Raw genomic sequence first — 17,336 nt, forward strand, 5'->3', positions numbered from 1 at the left:
ACAGTTGACAGTTGACAGTTGACAGTTGACAGTTGACAGTTGACAGTTATACGAATCACTAATAACTATCGTTGTTGCCGGGGCGGGTTGACAAATATCCTGAATGCGAAGTTATAGATAATCGTGAACCCGCTCCGACAACAATTACAGTTAAATAACGGGACATCATATATAAAAAAACAGCCCACAGTTAACAGTCAACAGTTAACAGTCAACAGACAACAGACTAATATGAATGATGACGATTTAAACGAATTAATAGATGCTTTTACCGCAGAATGCGAAGAGTTTCTTCAGTCAATGGAGACGAATCTGCTGGCGATGGAAGCTGCGGGTTTGAAAGAGCGACAAGCGGCAGTTAAAGAAATGTTTCGGGCGGCGCACTCGATTAAAGGTGCGGGTTCGATGTTGGGCTTTCAAAACGTATCGGCGGCGGCTCACACGCTGGAGGACTGTTTTGTCATTTTGCGCGATCGCACAGACTTGGCGGCCCTGGAACCGACTACTGTGAGTGTTTTGCTGCAGGGGGTGGATGCTCTCAAAAAGATTACGATCGAATCAGTTCAACACTCCGATATTACAACTCCGGATCAAACGGAAAACTTGGAGGCGATCGCCCGAATTTTCTCGGAATTCCAGGCCAAGTACGGCAAGTCAGAACAGCAGCCAGTCGTCGCAGCCGGCCAAGGGCCCGCCCCCGAAACCCTGAAACTGATTTTTGAACAGCAAGTGCCGGCACTCTTCAATCGCCTAGAAACCGAGCTTTCCCAAGGTTCCGAAGCAGATTTGGCAACAAGCGTCACCGCCCTCAACCAGGTTTACTACCAACTCTCCGGTTTGGCTGGAATGCTGCAATTGCCGGATTTTGGGAAAGTCGCCGCAGCCCTCAAAGATTTGATAGACTCTCCCGACTTGACTGTACAACGGTTGCAATCCGACGGTTGGGCGATCGCCCAAAACTTGCAAACCGCACGCCAACAAATATTGGAAGGAAGGGCGCTCGACATCCCCGAAATCTCCCCCACTCCCACTCTCCCCCTCTCCCCCTCCCCCACTCTCCCCCTCTCCCCCTCCCCCACTCTCCCCCTCTCCCTCTCCCCCACTCCCACTCTCCCACTCTCCCCCACTCCCACTCCCCCACTCTCCCCCTCTCCCACTCCCCCCGAAATCCCCCCCTCCTCGACTCTCCCAGTCCCCAACCCGCAAAGGCCGACAATCCGGGTAGACTTAGAACGCTTAACTGAATTGGTGAATCTAGTCGGGGAATTAGTCATCAACCGTACAAATTTAGAACTTCAAGAATCCGAACTGCGCGGCGAAGTCAAGCGCATCCGCCGCAACATCGTAGATTTGAACCAATTCGGCGGTCAGTTGCGAGAAGAATACGACAGACTGAGCTTTGCAGAGTGGAGAGGGGGAAACGGGAACTCTGGATTGGGAAAACTTGCTGCTGCAGAAACAGAATTCCCCATGATTGCTAACGGCAAATCCTCTCCGGTTCATGCTCACTTCGATATCTTAGAGATGGATCGTTATACAGAGTTCCACTCGACAGCCGCAGAAGTCATCGAAACTGCCCAAGCAATTTCTCAATCCGCCACCAAATTAGACACCTTAGCCATGAAATTCGAGCGCAGTACCGACCAACTGCGCCGCATTACCGAACAACTACGCAGCCGCGTCATGCAGTTGCGAGTCGTGAGTTTCAGTCGCGCCGTCGATCACTTGCCCAGAGCCCTGCGGGAGATGTGTATCACATACGATAAAGATGTCAACCTGCTGCTAGTGGGAAGAGATACGAAAATTGACGAAAGTTTGCTCGACGCTTTGCGCGATCCCTTAATACACTTAGTGAGAAACGCTTTCGACCACGGCATCGAAATGCCCCAAGTTCGGAAAGCAAGCGGCAAGTCGGCCAGCGGTCAAATAGAAATAGAAGCCCGCCACCAAGGTGGCCAAACTATTATTACTGTCGCCGATGATGGCAAAGGCATTGACCCGGAAATGATTCGCCGTAAAATTGTCACAAAGGGTTTGGCTACGGAGGAACAAGCTCAAGAATTTTCTATTGCCGAACTCTACGATTTTCTGTTTTGGCCGGGTTTCAGCACTACAGAAGGGGTCAGCGACCTTTCGGGGCGGGGAGTCGGGCTTGACGTGGTGCGAACAAATTTGCGGACTGTGCGGGGGACTGTGAAGGTAGACTCTCGCCTGGGAAAAGGTACGAGTTTTATCATTAAACTGCCACTGCTGCTGTCGATTACTGATGCTTTGATGGTGAAAACCGATCACAATAAAATAGCAGTGCCACTGGATGCAGTCGAGGAAATTCTGCACATTAAAGCCTCGGAAGTTCACATTGCCGGCAATCAGCCGATGCTGTGGTGGCGGGAGGAATTTATTCGTTTGGTGAGAATGCAAGATTTGCTCGAATACAGCGTCCTCGCGCCGGATGCCCCCTCTCCTGACCCTTTGACCCAAGACGAAATTCCTGTCCTGGTTTTGGCTTCTACCGAAGGAATGCTGGCGGTGGCAGTGGAACGGCTGATCGGTCAGCAGGAAATTGTGGTTAAACCTTTGCCACCGCCTCTATCCAAGCCTCGCGGGGTTTTGGGGACTACGATTTTGGGGGACGGGCGCGTGGTGAATATTCTGGATGTGGACGATTTGGTGGGCCAACCTGTGGTAAATAGTTCGATCGCCGCTATTTCCGGTAAAGTGCAGGAGATGCCGGCGAGTGCGAGTCAGTCACCGCAGATTTTGGTAGTGGATGATTCCTATACAATTCGCCAGTTGCTGTCTCTGACGCTGACTCGTGCTCGCTACCGGGTGGTACAGGCTAAAGACGGTGTGGATGCCCTGGAAAAGTTGCAAAATGGTCTTGATTGCAGTTTGGCGATCGTGGATATTGAAATGCCCCGGATGGATGGATTTGAATTGTTGCGATCGATCAGATCGACCGAGCGGTTTGCTAAGATTCCCGTAGCTATGCTGACATCCCGTAGCGGGCCCAAACATCGGCAAATGGCAATGGAATTAGGCGCCAATCAATACTTCACCAAACCTTACAGCGAAGCCCAACTTTTACAAGCTATCCCCAAATTAATCCACCACTCAATAATTTAATCCACTATCTCAAATCTCCACTAAAATAATCCCTAATCTCAAACAAAACTTAGGTCAAAAGTAATTGAGGACGCTAATTATAGTGGGAAGCTACGCAGCCGACTCACCTACTAAAATCCCCTATTTTTTAATAATCTAAAACCTAATATCAATTCCGGTTGTATCGGAATGATTAAACCGCAGAGGACGCAGAGGATACAGAGAAAGGGAAGATAGAGATGAATAATTCAGATGCCAAGGGAGTTGAGATAAAATCAATAATCTTCAATCTAAAATCCAATAATCCTCAATCTAAAATCTAAAATCTAAAATCTAAAATCGAATGACTCACGCCAATTACAATCGCCGCTTTCGGAGCAAGAAACAAGCAACTGTTAGAATTGTCCCTAAAAAAATGGTTTGCTTTGAACTAGGAAATATTTACTATGCTGTTCCTATTGAACGAGTGGAGCGCATTGTTAAAAACTTTAATGTCTACGGCATTTTACCTAACGGTAATAGTTTATTGCGGCATCAAGAAGAACTGATTACCATAATTAATTTATCCACAATATTTCCCAGCAGTCCGAGCCTTGCTGAGTGCAAATACCTGATTATTTGTACCTTAAATAAAAGCGATCGGTTAGGGATTCCCCTTCCTGATATGCCAAAAATTTTGGAAATTACCGAAGAAAGCTTCTGCGAGATTCCCGAATTGTACCGTCAACAGCAACTGCCTTCGGTAATAGAAAAGTTAATTCGCGCACCTGATGGTTCCGAAGTTTTTTATCTGAATTTCGATCTATTTAAGCCAATGTAGCAATATGAATCCTGCGGAGTCAGTGTTTAGTATGTTAACCTATGGCGGCGATCGCCCTCATCAGCGGGCCACGCGGTTAATTCCCCGCAAAATGCACAGCAGATTATCCCAATTGCCCTGGGCATAAACCAAATTGCGAATGCGCCACGCGGTATTTTCCTTTTTCTCCATCAGCACTTTCACCGTCACCGCCTTGTCCCCCACCTGCACCATCTGGCCATTTCGCAAGCGCCCTGCATACAGATCCATGTCCACTTCTGCGGTGTGGTCCTGCCACGGTTGCTTCACGGATCTCACCACAGCTTTAACCATCCCCACCTGCGTCCCTGAAAACACATCAAAATCCACAAACTCCGCATCCTGCCCCGGTTGCTTGGCCCAGGCTTGCACCAGTTGCGTATACAGTTCTGGATCGAACGCGGCTTTTTGCTGCGAGAATTGCCGAGTCACCGATTCAGTTTTTAGATACCACTGGTAAAACTCATTCACCACTGCCTGGGGCGAATCCTGCGCCAATGCCCTCCCTTGCGATAAAAGGATGACTGCAACGATGACAAAACTGATGACAGACGTGAGTAGATATTTCCAATTGTGGCTGATTTTGCGCCGATACATAGGATGATTTCCTCCTGTTTAGATTCGTGATTCGTTCTTCGTACATGGTGTCTGTAAAATTGAGGCGAGTCTTGCTGAATTCTACCTGGTTGATAAAGTTCAGGGAACTTATCGAAGAATGACGATACAGTGGGCACCTTCCCATAAACTGTAAATAGTATTTTTGCACTCTTGTTATTTATTTATGAAAAAAATCACAATATTATCGATCGCCCTACTAATTTTTGCAGCAACTCTCGATTTGCCGAAGGTGGGGCTGCAACTAAGTGCGATCGGGCAAATAGAAACACCCCAACCCATCCCAACACCCCAATCAATCCCAACACCCCAATCAATCCCAACACCCCAATCAATCCCAACACCCCAACCACAAACACCCCAACCACAAACACCCCAACCACAAACACCCCAACAAATCCCAACACCCCAACAAATCCAAACACCCCCAATCCAAACACCCCAACCAAAAGCAAACGACCCCAAAAAGCTCGGCTACGTCTCCCCAGAATTTGCCGAAAATTTCTCCCAGCAACAAATCGACCAAATCAACGCCAACGTCGAAATGCTGCTGCTAACTCAAAGCTGCTCCCGCTGCGACCTCCGAGCCGTAAAATTAGTTAACCTTAACTTAAAAAATCCCATCCTTACAGGAGCAGATTTATCAGATGCCAACCTCAGCGGTAGTCGCTTCGAGATCTCAGATTTTGTCAACACCAATCTAGCTCGCACAAACTTAAGCGGAGCCGAATTAGTAGGAGCGAGAATCAGCAACGCTAACCTCAGAAAAGCTAACTTGACAAAGACAAATCTAGACGGTGCAGACCTGCGATTTTCCGACTTGAGAGATGCCAATCTTTCCGATGCCAACCTCCGCAATGCTAATATAGATGGCGCTAGTATCGATCGAGCAAGCATGGCCGGCACCACAATGCCCGACGGCAGAAAAAATAATTAATAATAGAGGTAGTCTTATGTCGCCGATTAAACAACGCCTTCTCGAAGCGATCGAACGGACTCCTGAGCCACTTTTAGAGCAAACGCTGGCATTTCTGGAATTTTTGACCAGTCGGACACAATCCGCGATCGCCCCAGACTTAGACTCAGATTTTGACTCAGATACCGACTCCAACGAGCAAATCCTCGCCGATCTGAAAGCCTCCCTCCACCAAGCCAAAGCGGGACAAACCTTTCCCATATCGGAACTCTGGGACGGTATTGTAAAACTTCATTAAGCTTGTAAGCATTAATAAACAATAGTAGTATCATATAGTCATGGAAGTCAAAAAATGTTGCGCTCGCTAAGAATGGAAAAGCCAAATGCAATTAACAGAGAGGCACATCATTAAATCTACGGAACATCGTTTCGCCCAGATTGATAAATTGGCTTTTAAATCCAAAAATCTCTACAATGCCGCTAACTACGTCATTCGTCAAAGTTTTGTCTACGGATGGGGTCACGTTAATTACAACGAGATGAACCGCTTGATGAAGTCTCATCAAGCATACAAGGCTTTACCTGCTAAGGTTAGCCAACAAATTTTGATGGTACTGGACAAGAATTGGAAATCGTTTTTTGAAGCAGTCAAAGCTTACAAAGCTGATTCCTTTAAATTCACTGGTCGCCCGAAGCTGCCGAAGTACAAAGATAAGGTCAAAGGGCGAAACATTCTCGTCTACACAATTCAAGCGATTAGCAGCAAGCCATTGAAGAAAGGAATCATTAAGCTTTCTGGTACGGAAATATCAATCAAAACTAAAGTAAATCCCGATCGAATTTGTCAAGTTAGATTGGTTCCCAAATGCGATTCTTATGTGATTGAGGTAATTTATAATGAGCCGGAGTCCACCGCCAACGACGACAAATTTGCAGCTAGCATTGATTTAGGACTGAATAATTTGGTAGCGCTAACTTCAAATCAGCCGGGTTTTACCCCTCTGTTGATTAACGGGCGTCCGTTGAAATCAATCAACCAGTTCTACAACAAACGCAAAGCCGAGTTGCAATCTCAGTTAAAAGGTTGCAAAACTTCACCCCGGGTTCAGCGCTTAACTCGCTGTCGCAACCAAAAAGTCGATAATTACTTGCATCACGTCAGTCGATTGATAGTCGATCTTTTGGCTGCAAAGCAAATTGGGACGCTAGTAATTGGCAAAAATGCACAGTGGAAAACCGAGATCGATTTAGGGAAGAAAACCAATCAAAATTTTGTCAGTATTCCTCACGCTCGATTAATTGAGATGTTGGAATATAAAGCTCGACTGGTTGGGATTAAAGTGATCGTGCAAGAAGAATCTTACACTTCTCAATCAAATTTTCTCGGTTTAGATTCAATACCTGTCTACGGAAATACTGATAAGGACGCTGTATTTAGCGGTAGGCGGATCAAAAGAGGTTTGTACAAGACAGCAGTCGGTCAATTAATTAATTCCGATGTCAACGGCTCTTACAACATCCTCAGAAAAGCAATCCCAAATGCGTTCAGCTTTCTTGATAGGGAGTTGCGTAGTTCAACCGAGGCGGGTCAATCCGCTCAAAGCACAAGTGAAAGGGGAGGGACTTGACGCCTCTCATGTCATGTCATAAATGACTATGCTTTTGCCAGCTATCAATGTCTGATATGTCAGTCCAAGTCACATTCACGCTACTCTTCAAACGTCGCCTCAAAGGACTCGCTAAAAAGTATCGCCAAATTCAAACCGATATTCAGCCAGTCCTTGATGAGCTTATCCAAGGAAACTTCATAGGAAACCAGATTACAGGGACTCAATACACCGTTTACAAAGTCCGGGCTAAAAACAGTGATTCCCAAGTTGGTAAGAGCGGCGGTTATCGCTTGATTTATCAAGTTGAATCACCGACTCAAGTTGTTTTACACCTGATTTACTCGAAATCAGAACAAGCAAATGTCTCCGCCGAGGAAATCCAAACTGCGATCGCAGAATACCAAGCGAACCCAGACGAATAAGCCATTTTTCAAATCTAAACGCTTGCCCTTCTTGCTCTTTGAGGCGCTCGCTGTCATCGTCAAAATCCGTGTCGTGCCTTCCTTCAATTCTATTCAAACAGCCAAAAACCTCTGAATCACCTCATCACTTAACTCGCTAGTGCTTCCAGAAGCCACAATCCCGCCTTTTTGCATAGCATAATACCAGTCAGCCTGCCGCACAAAATGCAAATGTTGCTCCACCAACAAAACAGAAATTCCCCTAGTCGCAACCACACGGCGCACCGCCGCTTCAATATCTAAAATAATCGATGGCTGAATCCCCTCCGTAGGTTCATCCAAAACCAGCAACTGCGGCTCACCCATCAAAGCCCTAGCAATAGCTAACTGCTGCTGCTGTCCCCCGCTCAAATCACCTCCCAGGCGATCGAGCATAGTTTTCAAAACCGGAAATAACTCAAAAATTTCATCAGGAACTTCAGGATTTTTGGTTTTGGTTGGTTTCGCTTCCAAACCTAACAAAAGATTTTCTTTTACCGTCAAACGTGGAATAACTTCACGCCCTTGAGGCACATAACCAATGCCTAATCTAGCCCGCTGGTAAGTCAACTTAGAAGCAATAGATTCTCCCCCAAAAGCAATAGTGCCACTGCGGGGTTGCAGCAACCCCATAATCGTTTTTAGCATAGTAGTTTTGCCCACACCATTGCGGCCGATTAAGCAAACCATTTGCCCAGCATTTACGCTTAAATCGACATCGCGCAAAATGTGACTTTCGCCGTAGTAAACATTCAAATTAGAAACTTGTAGCATAATTATTTACTGTTGACTGTTGACTGTTGACTGTTGACTGTTGACTGTTAACTGTTGACTGTTGACTGTTGACTGTTGACTAATAACTATTCTTCCGGTTTGCCCAAATATACCTCAATTACCCGATCGTCATTTTGCACCTCATCCATAGTCCCCTCACACAAAACCGCACCCTGATGCAACACCGTAACCTGCCGCGCAATTTGCCGCACAAACTCCATATCGTGCTCAATTACCAACACCGAATGACTTTCGGCCAGCGAAATCAGCAACTCTCCAGTTAACATCGTTTCCTCATCCGTCAAACCCGCCACAGGTTCATCTACCAACAACAAATCAGGAGATTGAGCCACCAACATTCCAATTTCCAACCATTGCTTTTCCCCGTGAGAAAGCAAACCAGCCGAAATATCAGCTTTAGCAACTAAACCAATTGTTTCTAACAAGCCCGCAACCGTGCGTTTTTCAGCAGCAGAAGCAGGCTTGAACAAAGTCGAAAAAACATTTTTATGGCGGCTGCAAGACAATTCCAAATTTTCGCGCGGCGTTAAATTCAAGTAAACTCGCGGCGTCTGAAACTTGCGACCAATTCCCAAGCGCGAAATCCTATCTTCCGACAACTTGCGTAAATTTTGTCCCTTAAATAACACCCTGCCCTCTGTCGGCTGCACCTTCCCGGTAATTGAATCGAGAAAAGTTGTTTTACCCGCACCATTGGGGCCAATTATAACTCGCAGTTCGCCCGCATCCATACTAAAATTTAAACCATTTATGGCTTTAAAACCATCAAAACTAACAGTCAAGTTTTCTATTTCTAATACTTTGCCATTCATAGGTGATTTCTCCGGGTAGGGTGCGTCAGTTAAAAGTCTCTGGGTAAGCCGGAAAATCTCTTGGCTGACGCACCTGACAGCGCTAATTTTCTCCGGGTAGGGTGCGTCAGTTAACAGTCTCTGGGTAAGCCAGGAAATCTGCGGGCTGACGCACCCTACACAAGCAGATAAATGGTTATTTTACTCTCAAGAAAAACTGCTCGAACTGCTCGACACTGGAGGTGGAGATGCAGCCATAATTCGCTCAGCTAGCTTCGAGAGGGGCAGACTTTGCAAATACACTTTTCCAGGCCCGGTTAGCTTGACTAAAAACAAGCCTTCGCCGCCAAATAGAGCATTTTTAAACCCGCCCACAAACTGAATATCGTAATCTACAGTCGGCGCAAAAGCTACCAAACAACCAGTGTCCGCTCGCAACACTTCGCCAACTCCCAAATTTTTCTCAACTATTGTTCCTCCCGCATGAACAAAAGCTAGCCCATCACCCTGCAACTTTTGCAGAATAAAACCTTCTCCACCAAAGAAACCGGCACCGAGCCGCTTGGTGAATGCTACCTCAATTTCAATGCCGTTGGCTGCACAGAGAAATGAGTCTTTTTGACACAAAAATTGACCGCCAAGTTGGCCTAAATCGAGGGGAATTACTTTACCCGGATAGGGGGCGGCAAAAGCGACGCGGCCCTTGCGATTTCCGGCGTTAACAAAAGTGGTAATGAAAAAACCCGCTCCTGTCAGCATCCGTTTGAAACCTTGAAATAAGCCGCCGCCTGTGGATGTTTGCATTTGGATGTCGCCTTCCATGTATGTCATGGTTCCAGCTTCAGCCCTGACACCTTCTTTGGGGTCGAGTTCAATCTCGATGAGTTGCAAATCGTCGCCGTAGATTTTGTAGTCAATAATATCTGCCATATGTTGCCCCTCAAGTTAAAGAACGAAGCTACTTGCTACTGATATCTAAGGATCGTGAATTAAATAATTTGCATAAGCCTGTGGGATGGGCGTCTCGCCCGTCTATAAGGGACGGGCGAGACGCCCATCCCACAAGAACAATTAAAATTGCAGGTTATTTAATTCTGATTCCTAAGTAGGTGGACATATATATTGCATATTCTCAGATAAAAATGCAGCTTTTCCCAAGTCTATGGCGATTACTTCGTTCCTCGCTGCCTGGTGAAATTTATTTATGTCCGCCTAGTTATAAATTACACGATATTTTTGCACTCAATGTTCAAGTTCTTCTTTTTCGAGCTGCACTTGGGGGTCTTGTTCCAGGCTGGGGTAAGTAGATGCGTACTTGGGTCTTCTGAACAAACTGCGGATTTGGTCGAAACCTTGATGTTGCAGCCATCCGACTAAGCCGTCGGGCAGCACTGTAACTACTATGAGGAATAGCGCACCTTGGAAAAACAGCCAAACTTCGGGGAATTGTTCGCTCAAGAAACTTTTGCCAAAGTTGACTAGCAGTGTTCCCAATATTGCTCCCGATAATGTGGCGCGGCCTCCCACTGCGACCCAGATTACCATTTCAATTGAAAAGGCAATATCCATTGCTTTTGGCGAAATGATTCCGGTTTGTACGGTAAATAATGCCCCTGCTATCCCGGCTAAACCGGCGGAAATTGCAAAGACTAAAACTTTATATCCTGTGGGATTGTAACCTGAGAAACGCAGGCGCACTTCGTCGTCGCGAATTGCTACTAGCAGGCGGCCGAAACGCCCGCTGGTCAGCCACCTACAGAGGGCGTAAGTTGCTGCTAGAAATAGTATGGTGAGAATGTAGAAAATATATTGAGTATCTCGGTCATTTACTGTGGCTCCGAACAGGGTTTTAAAGTCGGTGAGTCCGTTGGTTCCGTTAATCAGTTTTTGCTGGCCGTTAAAGAAGTTGAAAAATACAATGGTTGCTGCTTGGGTAAGAATTGAAAAGTAAACGCCTCGAATTCGATTGCGGAATACTAAATAACCTAAAAGTGCGCCCAAGATGGCGGGGATGAGAACTACTGCTAATGCTGAGAAGGGAAATGAATAAAATGGTTGCCAAAACCAGGGGAGTTCGGTAACGCCGTAGAGGTTCATAAATTCTGGCAATTGACTGCTGGCGGTTGGAGGAATTTGCAATTTTAGGTGCATGGCGAAAGCGTAGCCGCCGATTGCAAAAAACACCCCATGCCCTAAACTAAGTAAACCCGTGTATCCCCAAATCAAGTCTATGCCGAGGGCGGCAATTGCTAGTGCTAAAAACCGCCCCAATTGATTGAGCCGAACGTCGGGGAGTATTCCTGGGAGGAGTAAGATGAATGTGAGGGCGATCGCGCTGACAATTGCCGCTTCTTTTACCCAGGGTTTTTGATGTGTTTTCTGCATTTTTCGCTACACTCGCAGTTGTAATTTTTAATTTTCTACCGTCCGCCCTTTTTGCGGGAAAATCCCTCCCGGCTTCACTTGCAGAAAAGCCATAATTAAGGCGAATACCATTACTTTTGCCATGCTGGTTGTGGCGAAAAATGTGAAGAAATCGGCTAAAGGCTTGATAGGAGCGAACATTAATGCTAATGTTCCAGAACCGATCAGGTAATTGGCAGTGCCGATCGCGATCGCAGCAACTACACTCCCCACAATCTTGCCGACACCGCCGACAACCACCACCATAAAGGTATCGACTATATAATTTTGTCCGGTATTTGACCCTACGGAACCGATCAAACTAATCGCGCACCCAGCGACACCTGCCAACCCCGAACCCAAAGCAAAAGTCAGCGCGTCTACTTGTTCGGTAGGAATTCCCAAACACGCACTCATGCTGCGATTTTGCGTCACGGATCTAATCCGCAATCCCCACACAGACTTTTGCAAAAATAGGTAAATTCCCGCCAAACAAATTCCGGTAAGGACAATAATAAAAATTCGGGCGTAGGGCAACTGAAAATTGCCCAGCGGTATGCCACCCCGCAACCATTGCGGTGCAGTTACGTCCACATTTTGAGCGCCAAACCAAGGTTGAGTTACTGCCAGTTTGTAGGTTTGTCCTAAAAAGGCGCTCACCGCCCAGGAAATACCCAAAGATAAAGGCAAAATTAGGGCGATAATTTTGTTGCGAATGCGATCGAAATCCAGGCGAGATTTCAGCAACCGCAAACCGCCAAAAAACAGCAAACAAAACACCGCAATCCCAATTACCAGAACCCAACTAACGCTGCGGACAAACTGCTGCAAAATTAAACTTACGCCCCAAGTTGCCAGCAGAGTTTCTAGCGGCCGCCCGTAAAGATAGCGAATCACTCCGCGTTCGAGAATTAATCCTACCAGTGCAGCCACTAAAAAAGCTAGGGGAATTGCAAATAAAATATAGGTTTCAAAAGCAAATCCTCCCATACCTTTGAAGACATTTTGCACCACAAAAGTTGTATAAGCCCCCAGCATCATCAACTCGCCATGAGCCATATTAATCACGCCCATCAGCCCGAAAATAATCGCTAATCCCAGGGCTGCAATTAGTAAAACAGCGCCGATGCTAATGCCGTTAAATAAACCATCTAATATCGCCACTTTTGTTACTCCTGCATCAAGTCGGTTAACTTTGTTCGCGGATAATTAGGGGCGGATTTTACCCCGTTGGTGTCAACTTAAGCGTCAAGTTTTCTATAAATTATGCTTAGAGTCAGTATCTCGATCCCCCTAAATCCCCCTTAATAAGGGGGACTTTGAAGACTCAATTTACCCTTGATTAAGGGGGACTTTGAAGACTCCAGTTACCCTTAATTAAGGGGGACTTTGAAGACTCCAGTTCCCTCTGATTAAGGGGAGTAGGGGGTGACGCAAGAACGCTCTTGCCCCCCCCTTATTAAGGGGGGGTAGGGGGGATCGAAGATACGTTGCCAACGTTAAAAAAAATGGTATTACCGACTTATCAAGCTTTGAATTTGCCACCTTTTGCGGGGTCTGACCAATCGCAAGCAAAGCCTTTTGTTTCAGCGACAAATTGATTCCAAGGCACCGGCTTCACTGCTTCTGGTGTAGCATAAGCGATGTTAAACAAACCGTCTTCTCTCACTTCGCCCAAGCGGACAAATTTAGAGATGTGGTGGTTGTTTTCCATCGTAACTTTGCCCTCCGGCGCGTCAAAGGTTTGACCCAAAGCTGCTGCCCGCACTTTTTCCAAATCGTCGGCTGTCCCTGCTTTTTCGACGGCTTGCTTCCACAGGTAAACCATGATATAAGCTGCTTCCATCGGGTCATTGGTCACTCTATCTTTGCCGTATTTGGCCTTGAAAGCTTCCACAAATTTTGTATTAGCCGGAGAGTCTACAGTCATGAAGTAATTCCAGGCGGCGTAATGGCCTTTAAGATATTCTACGCCGATCGCCTTTACTTCTTCTTCTGCAATACTGACCGACATTGACGGATATTTGTCCGGGCCCAAACCTGCACCCTGCAACTGTTTGAAAAATGCTACGTTGCTGTCGCCGTTGAGAGAGTTGAAAATGACGCCGCCCTCTGGCAAAGCTGCCTTAATTTTAGTAATAATTGGCGTGACTTCTGTCCCGCCCAAAGGAATGTAATCCTCCCCAACTAATTCGCCGCCTTTGGCTGCTAGCTGTGCTTTGATAATGGTATTTGCCGTGCGGGGGAAAACGTAGTCAGACCCGACTAAGAAGAATTTTTTGCCTTTATTTTGTAGCAGCCAGTCAACTGCTGGTTCGATTTGCTGGTTCGGCGCAGCCCCGGTATAAAAGATATTCTTGGAACACTCTTGACCCTCGTATTGTACGGGATACCAGAGCATATGATTTTTTTCTTCAAATACGGGCAATACTGCTTTGCGACTGGCGGAAGTCCAGCAGCCGAAGACTGTGACTACTTTATCTTGGTCGATCAATTTTTTGGCTTTTTCGGCAAAAGTCGGCCAGTCTGAGTTGCCATCTTCTACTACTGCTTCGATTTGTTTTCCGAGGACGCCACCAGCTTTATTGATTTCTTCGATCGCTAATTGTTCGGCATCGACAACGCTTTTTTCGCTGATTGACATCGTGCCGCTCAAGGAATGTAAAATTCCTACTTTAATCGTGTTTCCGCCCCCGGCTGCTGCTGGTGTTCCTGTGGAATTTGGAGAAGGAGAAGCGGCGGGAGTTGCTGTTGGAGTTGGAGTTCTACAAGCTTTTAGAAATAAACTTGATGTTAGGGTAGCAGAACCGTATAAAAGAAATTTCCGCCGATCGAATCGATTTGTCATTTTTTCTTGTTACTCTTGAATAGATGAGTCAGATGATTGAGAATAATAACACATAGCGACTTGATATTAAGACTCGCTTCAGCAGACTGTTGTATTTTTAGCTACAAAACTTATTGTTTTTGACAAAATGAATGTTTTGTGGGGATTGAGGGCAACGGCGGCAGAAACCGGGGTGATACCATTTTAGATTTTAGATTTTAGATTTTAGATTGACTGATGACATCAGGGTTGGGATCGGGGGCTTAGCGGATTTTTTTGGGGAAACCGGCTTTAGACACCAAAATACGTCTTTTCAGCAATTACTGTGTAATTAGAAACCGGTTTCTTTACATAAATTATCTTATTGATGCTACCAGTTAGGCAGCAACCGGGTCGATCGCACATTCATAGAAAGCCGGTTTCTCGCTCTCCACAGGTTATTGATGCTAAAACTTAGGCAGCAACCGGGTCGATCGCACATTCATAGGCGAGTATCAAAGCAGGTGACGATCGCACTTCGCTTGGAGTACGATCGTCACCTGTAGTAATGCCCCTGATTTATGGAGAATAGCGGACTCGAACCGCTGGCCTCTGCGGTGCGATCGCAGCGCTCTACCAACTGAGCTAATTCCCCTGATTGAGTTTTAATTTAGCATTTTAGATGCCGGATTGCCGAATCTAAAAGACTTACAGGTCTTGCTTGCTCTCACGTTCGCAGACCGTCACTTACACTAGCACGTAACTGCTAAAAAGGTCAAGTGTTTTCCGCAGCCGGCTCAGTGGGGGCGATCGAGCAAAGTGCCGCGACTCTATCCAACTCTAAATCAGCAAAATAGTCCACCGTCCAATTAGCTTGGCGCTGGATCATGTGAAACGGGTAAGTGTGAGTCACACCCGCAACCTGAATCCCGGCTTTTTTCGCCGCTTCAATCCCCGCAAAAGTATCTTCTACCGCCAAACACTCGATCGGTTGCAGGTTAAAGTCGGGGTATTTCTGGTTGAGAAGTTCCACAGCCAATAGATAGCCGTCGGGTGCTGGTTTGCTCGCCCTCAAGTCGTCGCCTGCGACAATTAACTCAAAGTTTGCTGCCAAACCTGCCCGATCTAACACCAATTCTATATCCGATCGCAGTGCCCCGCTAACTACCGCCATTTTCAGTCCGGCGGCCAGAATTTTATCAATAAATTCTGCCAAACCCGGATAAATCGGCAGTTTCTCCAAAGTATCTATTTGAGCTTTGTAAGCTTGGGCCTTGCGCTGCAGCAGTCGATCGAGATATGTTTCTGTTAGATATCGTCCTCGGCGCTTGAGCAGTTCGGTAATGCAAGCGCGATCGCTCCTTCCCAAACAAATTTCTCGAAACTCCCCACGTTTGAGCTGGAGATTTTCATCAAGCATCAATTGAGCGATGATTTTCTCGTGAATTGGCTCGTCATTAACAATCACGCCATTAAAATCAAATAAAACTGCTTTTAGAGTCATTAGTTATGGGTTATGAGTTATTAGTTATGAGTTAAGCTGTTACGCATTTAAAGGAGGATAAGCTGTTCGACATTTAAAGGCCGATTGTAGGGTGCGTCAGTACATAAGCGTTTCCCTTGTAACTGTAAGTGTTCGCTTCTGACGCACCTTACCTGGTTCGTTAGTCGTTTAAATGCGTAACAGCTTAGTAGGGTGCGGAGCGTACATAAGCGTTTCCCATGTATAGTCAGTGTTCGCTTCGGGACGCACCTTACCTGGATCGTTAATGGTTTAAATGCTCCACAGCTTATTAGTTATGAGTTATTAGTTATGAGTTATTATTCAGTCCGCGAAGGCGGACTTTGTTTGTGTAGCCCCGACTTCCAGTCGGTGGTTATTCTGTAAATCAAGCAGGAGCTGGAATGCCTGGTAAATCGCCATCAACATCAGGAGTTCGATCGTCCCAATTCCACCCCCTCGCCACCTTGGCCTGTTCCAAATCTTCCCCAGGCAAAGGTTTCACGCCCTGCGTCACCTGATTCACCCACCAGTGTTCGTGAGTTTGCACCGCCGCGAATCCTGCCGCCCCCACCCAAGCATCGAGGCTGCCAGCCGCGTAAGATTTAATATAAGGCTCTTCAAAGATATCAGTCAGCCACTCTGTCTGCCGCAAAGTTTTTTGGTTTCCGTCCAAAATTGCCACTTGTCCCCCAACCTTCAGAAGTCGGAAGCTTTCTCGCAAAATTGCCCGCGATACAGCAGGTGGCGTCTCGTGAAACAGCAAGGAAGCTGCGACTAAATCGAAGCTGGCATCGCCAAAAGCAACGCTTTCGGCATTTCCGTGCAACCACTGGATATTTAAGCCGGCTTTTTGCGCTTTCATGTCGGCAACTACCAGCATATAAGGCGACAAATCCAGCCCGACAACTTCCGCTTCGGGAAAGGCTTGCTTGAGCATGAGCGTTGTCGAACCGGTGCCACATCCCAAATCGATGATTCGGCGCGGTTTCACCCGCACAGCGTCAATTAAGCCTTGCCTGACGACTGTTTCGTGGGGAGGCAAAACATATTGCGTGATTGGATCGTAGGAAACGGCGGCACTGGGGTTGAGGTAGCCGCGTTTAATGCCGTGAAAGTTTTGGCTGGTGTAATATTCGGGATAAACTAAATCGGGTTGTCGGTAGCGATCGCCCGCTGTTTCCCAGTCAATACCTTCGTAGAGTCGTTTCAGTGCTTCTTCGTCGATCGCCAGTCGAATCAGGGGCGACAAAAAGCGCTCGAAAATTGTATCCTTGCCAACAGCCATAAAACACCTTTAACAAAAACTCTTCTAATTTTAGCCAACGGCCGTAAATTTAGCAGTGAACTAACCTGACGGTCAACGGATTACCGTTAGACCGCAGGCTTCTTTTTCCTTTTTTGCAAAGGCTTTTTTGAGTGACGGAGTTCCCCCGCCAGGGTGCATCTCAGTTTGGCAAATACATCAAATTGAAAGTTGACCGTTGAGATAAGCACAGCGAAGAGCAAGGATAGA

At 46.5% G+C, this 17,336-nt stretch carries 14 protein-coding genes, 1 tRNA gene and 1 pseudogene; 6 read left to right on the forward strand and 10 right to left on the reverse strand.

Annotated elements, in window-relative coordinates; translation table 11 throughout:
- Positions 1-231 precede the first annotated feature (231 nt).
- Positions 232-3,126 carry a hybrid sensor histidine kinase/response regulator gene (locus QUA16_RS12355; RefSeq protein ID WP_333181150.1) on the forward strand — a complete coding sequence of 965 codons (2,895 nt, stop codon included), beginning with the start codon at positions 232-234 and terminating at the stop codon, positions 3,124-3,126.
- A 322-nt stretch (positions 3,127-3,448) separates the two neighbouring features.
- Positions 3,449-3,925, forward strand: coding sequence for a chemotaxis protein CheW (locus QUA16_RS12360; RefSeq protein ID WP_333101935.1), 477 nt, complete (start codon positions 3,449-3,451; stop codon positions 3,923-3,925).
- A gap of 60 nt (positions 3,926-3,985) precedes the next feature.
- On the opposite strand, the gene QUA16_RS12365 is transcribed toward QUA16_RS12360, so the two are convergent.
- On the reverse strand, positions 3,986-4,540 hold the full coding sequence (locus tag QUA16_RS12365) for a hypothetical protein (RefSeq protein ID WP_333101934.1): 555 nt from the start codon (positions 4,538-4,540) through the stop codon (positions 3,986-3,988).
- A 184-nt stretch (positions 4,541-4,724) separates the two neighbouring features.
- Between QUA16_RS12365 and QUA16_RS12370 the strand changes: the two genes are divergently transcribed.
- The 4 genes and pseudogenes from QUA16_RS12370 (at position 4,725) to QUA16_RS12385 (ending at position 7,506) form a co-directional block, all read left to right on the forward strand.
- The gene (locus tag QUA16_RS12370) at positions 4,725-5,495 is read left to right on the forward strand and encodes a pentapeptide repeat-containing protein (protein ID WP_333101933.1); all 771 of its coding nucleotides are present in this window, start codon (positions 4,725-4,727) and stop codon (positions 5,493-5,495) included.
- A 16-nt stretch (positions 5,496-5,511) separates the two neighbouring features.
- Positions 5,512-5,772 carry a hypothetical protein gene (locus QUA16_RS12375; RefSeq protein ID WP_333101931.1) on the forward strand — a complete coding sequence of 87 codons (261 nt, stop codon included), beginning with the start codon at positions 5,512-5,514 and terminating at the stop codon, positions 5,770-5,772.
- 85 nt (positions 5,773-5,857) lie between these two features.
- Positions 5,858-7,124: pseudogene (locus QUA16_RS12380) on the forward strand (RNA-guided endonuclease InsQ/TnpB family protein).
- A 34-nt stretch (positions 7,125-7,158) separates the two neighbouring features.
- The gene (locus QUA16_RS12385) at positions 7,159-7,506 is read left to right on the forward strand and encodes a type II toxin-antitoxin system mRNA interferase toxin, RelE/StbE family (RefSeq protein WP_333101930.1); all 348 of its coding nucleotides are present in this window, start codon (positions 7,159-7,161) and stop codon (positions 7,504-7,506) included.
- A gap of 93 nt (positions 7,507-7,599) precedes the next feature.
- Here the strand turns inward: QUA16_RS12385 and urtE are convergent, their stop codons facing one another.
- The 9 genes from urtE to QUA16_RS12430 form a co-directional block, all read right to left on the reverse strand.
- Positions 7,600-8,298 carry an urea ABC transporter ATP-binding subunit UrtE gene (urtE, locus tag QUA16_RS12390; RefSeq protein ID WP_333101929.1) on the reverse strand — a complete coding sequence of 233 codons (699 nt, stop codon included), beginning with the start codon at positions 8,296-8,298 and terminating at the stop codon, positions 7,600-7,602.
- 86 nt (positions 8,299-8,384) lie between these two features.
- The gene (gene urtD / locus QUA16_RS12395; RefSeq protein WP_333101927.1) at positions 8,385-9,131 is read right to left on the reverse strand and encodes an urea ABC transporter ATP-binding protein UrtD; all 747 of its coding nucleotides are present in this window, start codon (positions 9,129-9,131) and stop codon (positions 8,385-8,387) included.
- Positions 9,132-9,317: 186 nt separating this feature from the next.
- The gene (locus tag QUA16_RS12400; protein WP_333101926.1) at positions 9,318-10,040 is read right to left on the reverse strand and encodes a TIGR00266 family protein; all 723 of its coding nucleotides are present in this window, start codon (positions 10,038-10,040) and stop codon (positions 9,318-9,320) included.
- Positions 10,041-10,352: 312 nt separating this feature from the next.
- Positions 10,353-11,495, reverse strand: a complete 1,143-nt coding sequence (gene urtC, locus QUA16_RS12405; RefSeq protein ID WP_333101924.1) for an urea ABC transporter permease subunit UrtC — start codon at positions 11,493-11,495, stop codon at positions 10,353-10,355.
- Between the two features lie 27 nt (positions 11,496-11,522).
- Positions 11,523-12,677, reverse strand: coding sequence for an ABC transporter permease subunit (locus QUA16_RS12410; RefSeq protein ID WP_333101923.1), 1,155 nt, complete (start codon positions 12,675-12,677; stop codon positions 11,523-11,525).
- A gap of 361 nt (positions 12,678-13,038) precedes the next feature.
- Positions 13,039-14,361, reverse strand: coding sequence for an urea ABC transporter substrate-binding protein (urtA, locus tag QUA16_RS12415; RefSeq protein WP_333101921.1), 1,323 nt, complete (start codon positions 14,359-14,361; stop codon positions 13,039-13,041).
- Positions 14,362-14,901: 540 nt separating this feature from the next.
- Positions 14,902-14,974 (reverse strand) — tRNA-Ala (locus tag QUA16_RS12420).
- A 120-nt stretch (positions 14,975-15,094) separates the two neighbouring features.
- Entirely contained in the window at positions 15,095-15,823 is a 729-nt protein-coding gene (locus QUA16_RS12425) for an HAD family phosphatase (protein WP_333101920.1), read from the reverse strand.
- Positions 15,824-16,208: 385 nt separating this feature from the next.
- Complete coding sequence (locus QUA16_RS12430; RefSeq protein WP_333101919.1) at positions 16,209-17,108, reverse strand: class I SAM-dependent methyltransferase; 900 nt, start codon at positions 17,106-17,108, stop codon at positions 16,209-16,211.
- Between the last annotated feature and the right edge of the window lie 228 nt (positions 17,109-17,336).

It is taken from the genome of Microcoleus sp. S13_C3, from assembly GCF_036700905.1.
In the GTDB taxonomy this organism is placed as follows: Bacteria; Cyanobacteriota; Cyanobacteriia; order Cyanobacteriales; family Microcoleaceae; genus Microcoleus.

Bases quoted from the DNA above. Each gene is read 5' to 3' on its own strand.
- urtD (WP_333101927.1), bottom strand. From the start codon at position 9,131: ATGAATGGCAAAGTATTAGAAATAGAAAACTTGACTGTTAGTTTTGAT.
- QUA16_RS12385 (WP_333101930.1), top strand. From the start codon at position 7,159: ATGTCAGTCCAAGTCACATTCACGCTACTCTTCAAACGTCGCCTCAAA.
- QUA16_RS12370 (WP_333101933.1), top strand. From the start codon at position 4,725: ATGAAAAAAATCACAATATTATCGATCGCCCTACTAATTTTTGCAGCA.
- urtA (WP_333101921.1), bottom strand. From the start codon at position 14,361: ATGACAAATCGATTCGATCGGCGGAAATTTCTTTTATACGGTTCTGCT.
- QUA16_RS12425 (WP_333101920.1), bottom strand. From the start codon at position 15,823: ATGACTCTAAAAGCAGTTTTATTTGATTTTAATGGCGTGATTGTTAAT.
- QUA16_RS12360 (WP_333101935.1), top strand. From the start codon at position 3,449: ATGACTCACGCCAATTACAATCGCCGCTTTCGGAGCAAGAAACAAGCA.
- QUA16_RS12400 (WP_333101926.1), bottom strand. From the start codon at position 10,040: ATGGCAGATATTATTGACTACAAAATCTACGGCGACGATTTGCAACTC.
- QUA16_RS12365 (WP_333101934.1), bottom strand. From the start codon at position 4,540: ATGTATCGGCGCAAAATCAGCCACAATTGGAAATATCTACTCACGTCT.
- QUA16_RS12355 (WP_333181150.1), top strand. From the start codon at position 232: ATGAATGATGACGATTTAAACGAATTAATAGATGCTTTTACCGCAGAA.
- QUA16_RS12375 (WP_333101931.1), top strand. From the start codon at position 5,512: ATGTCGCCGATTAAACAACGCCTTCTCGAAGCGATCGAACGGACTCCT.
- urtE (WP_333101929.1), bottom strand. From the start codon at position 8,298: ATGCTACAAGTTTCTAATTTGAATGTTTACTACGGCGAAAGTCACATT.
- QUA16_RS12430 (WP_333101919.1), bottom strand. From the start codon at position 17,108: ATGGCTGTTGGCAAGGATACAATTTTCGAGCGCTTTTTGTCGCCCCTG.
- urtC (WP_333101924.1), bottom strand. From the start codon at position 11,495: ATGCAGAAAACACATCAAAAACCCTGGGTAAAAGAAGCGGCAATTGTC.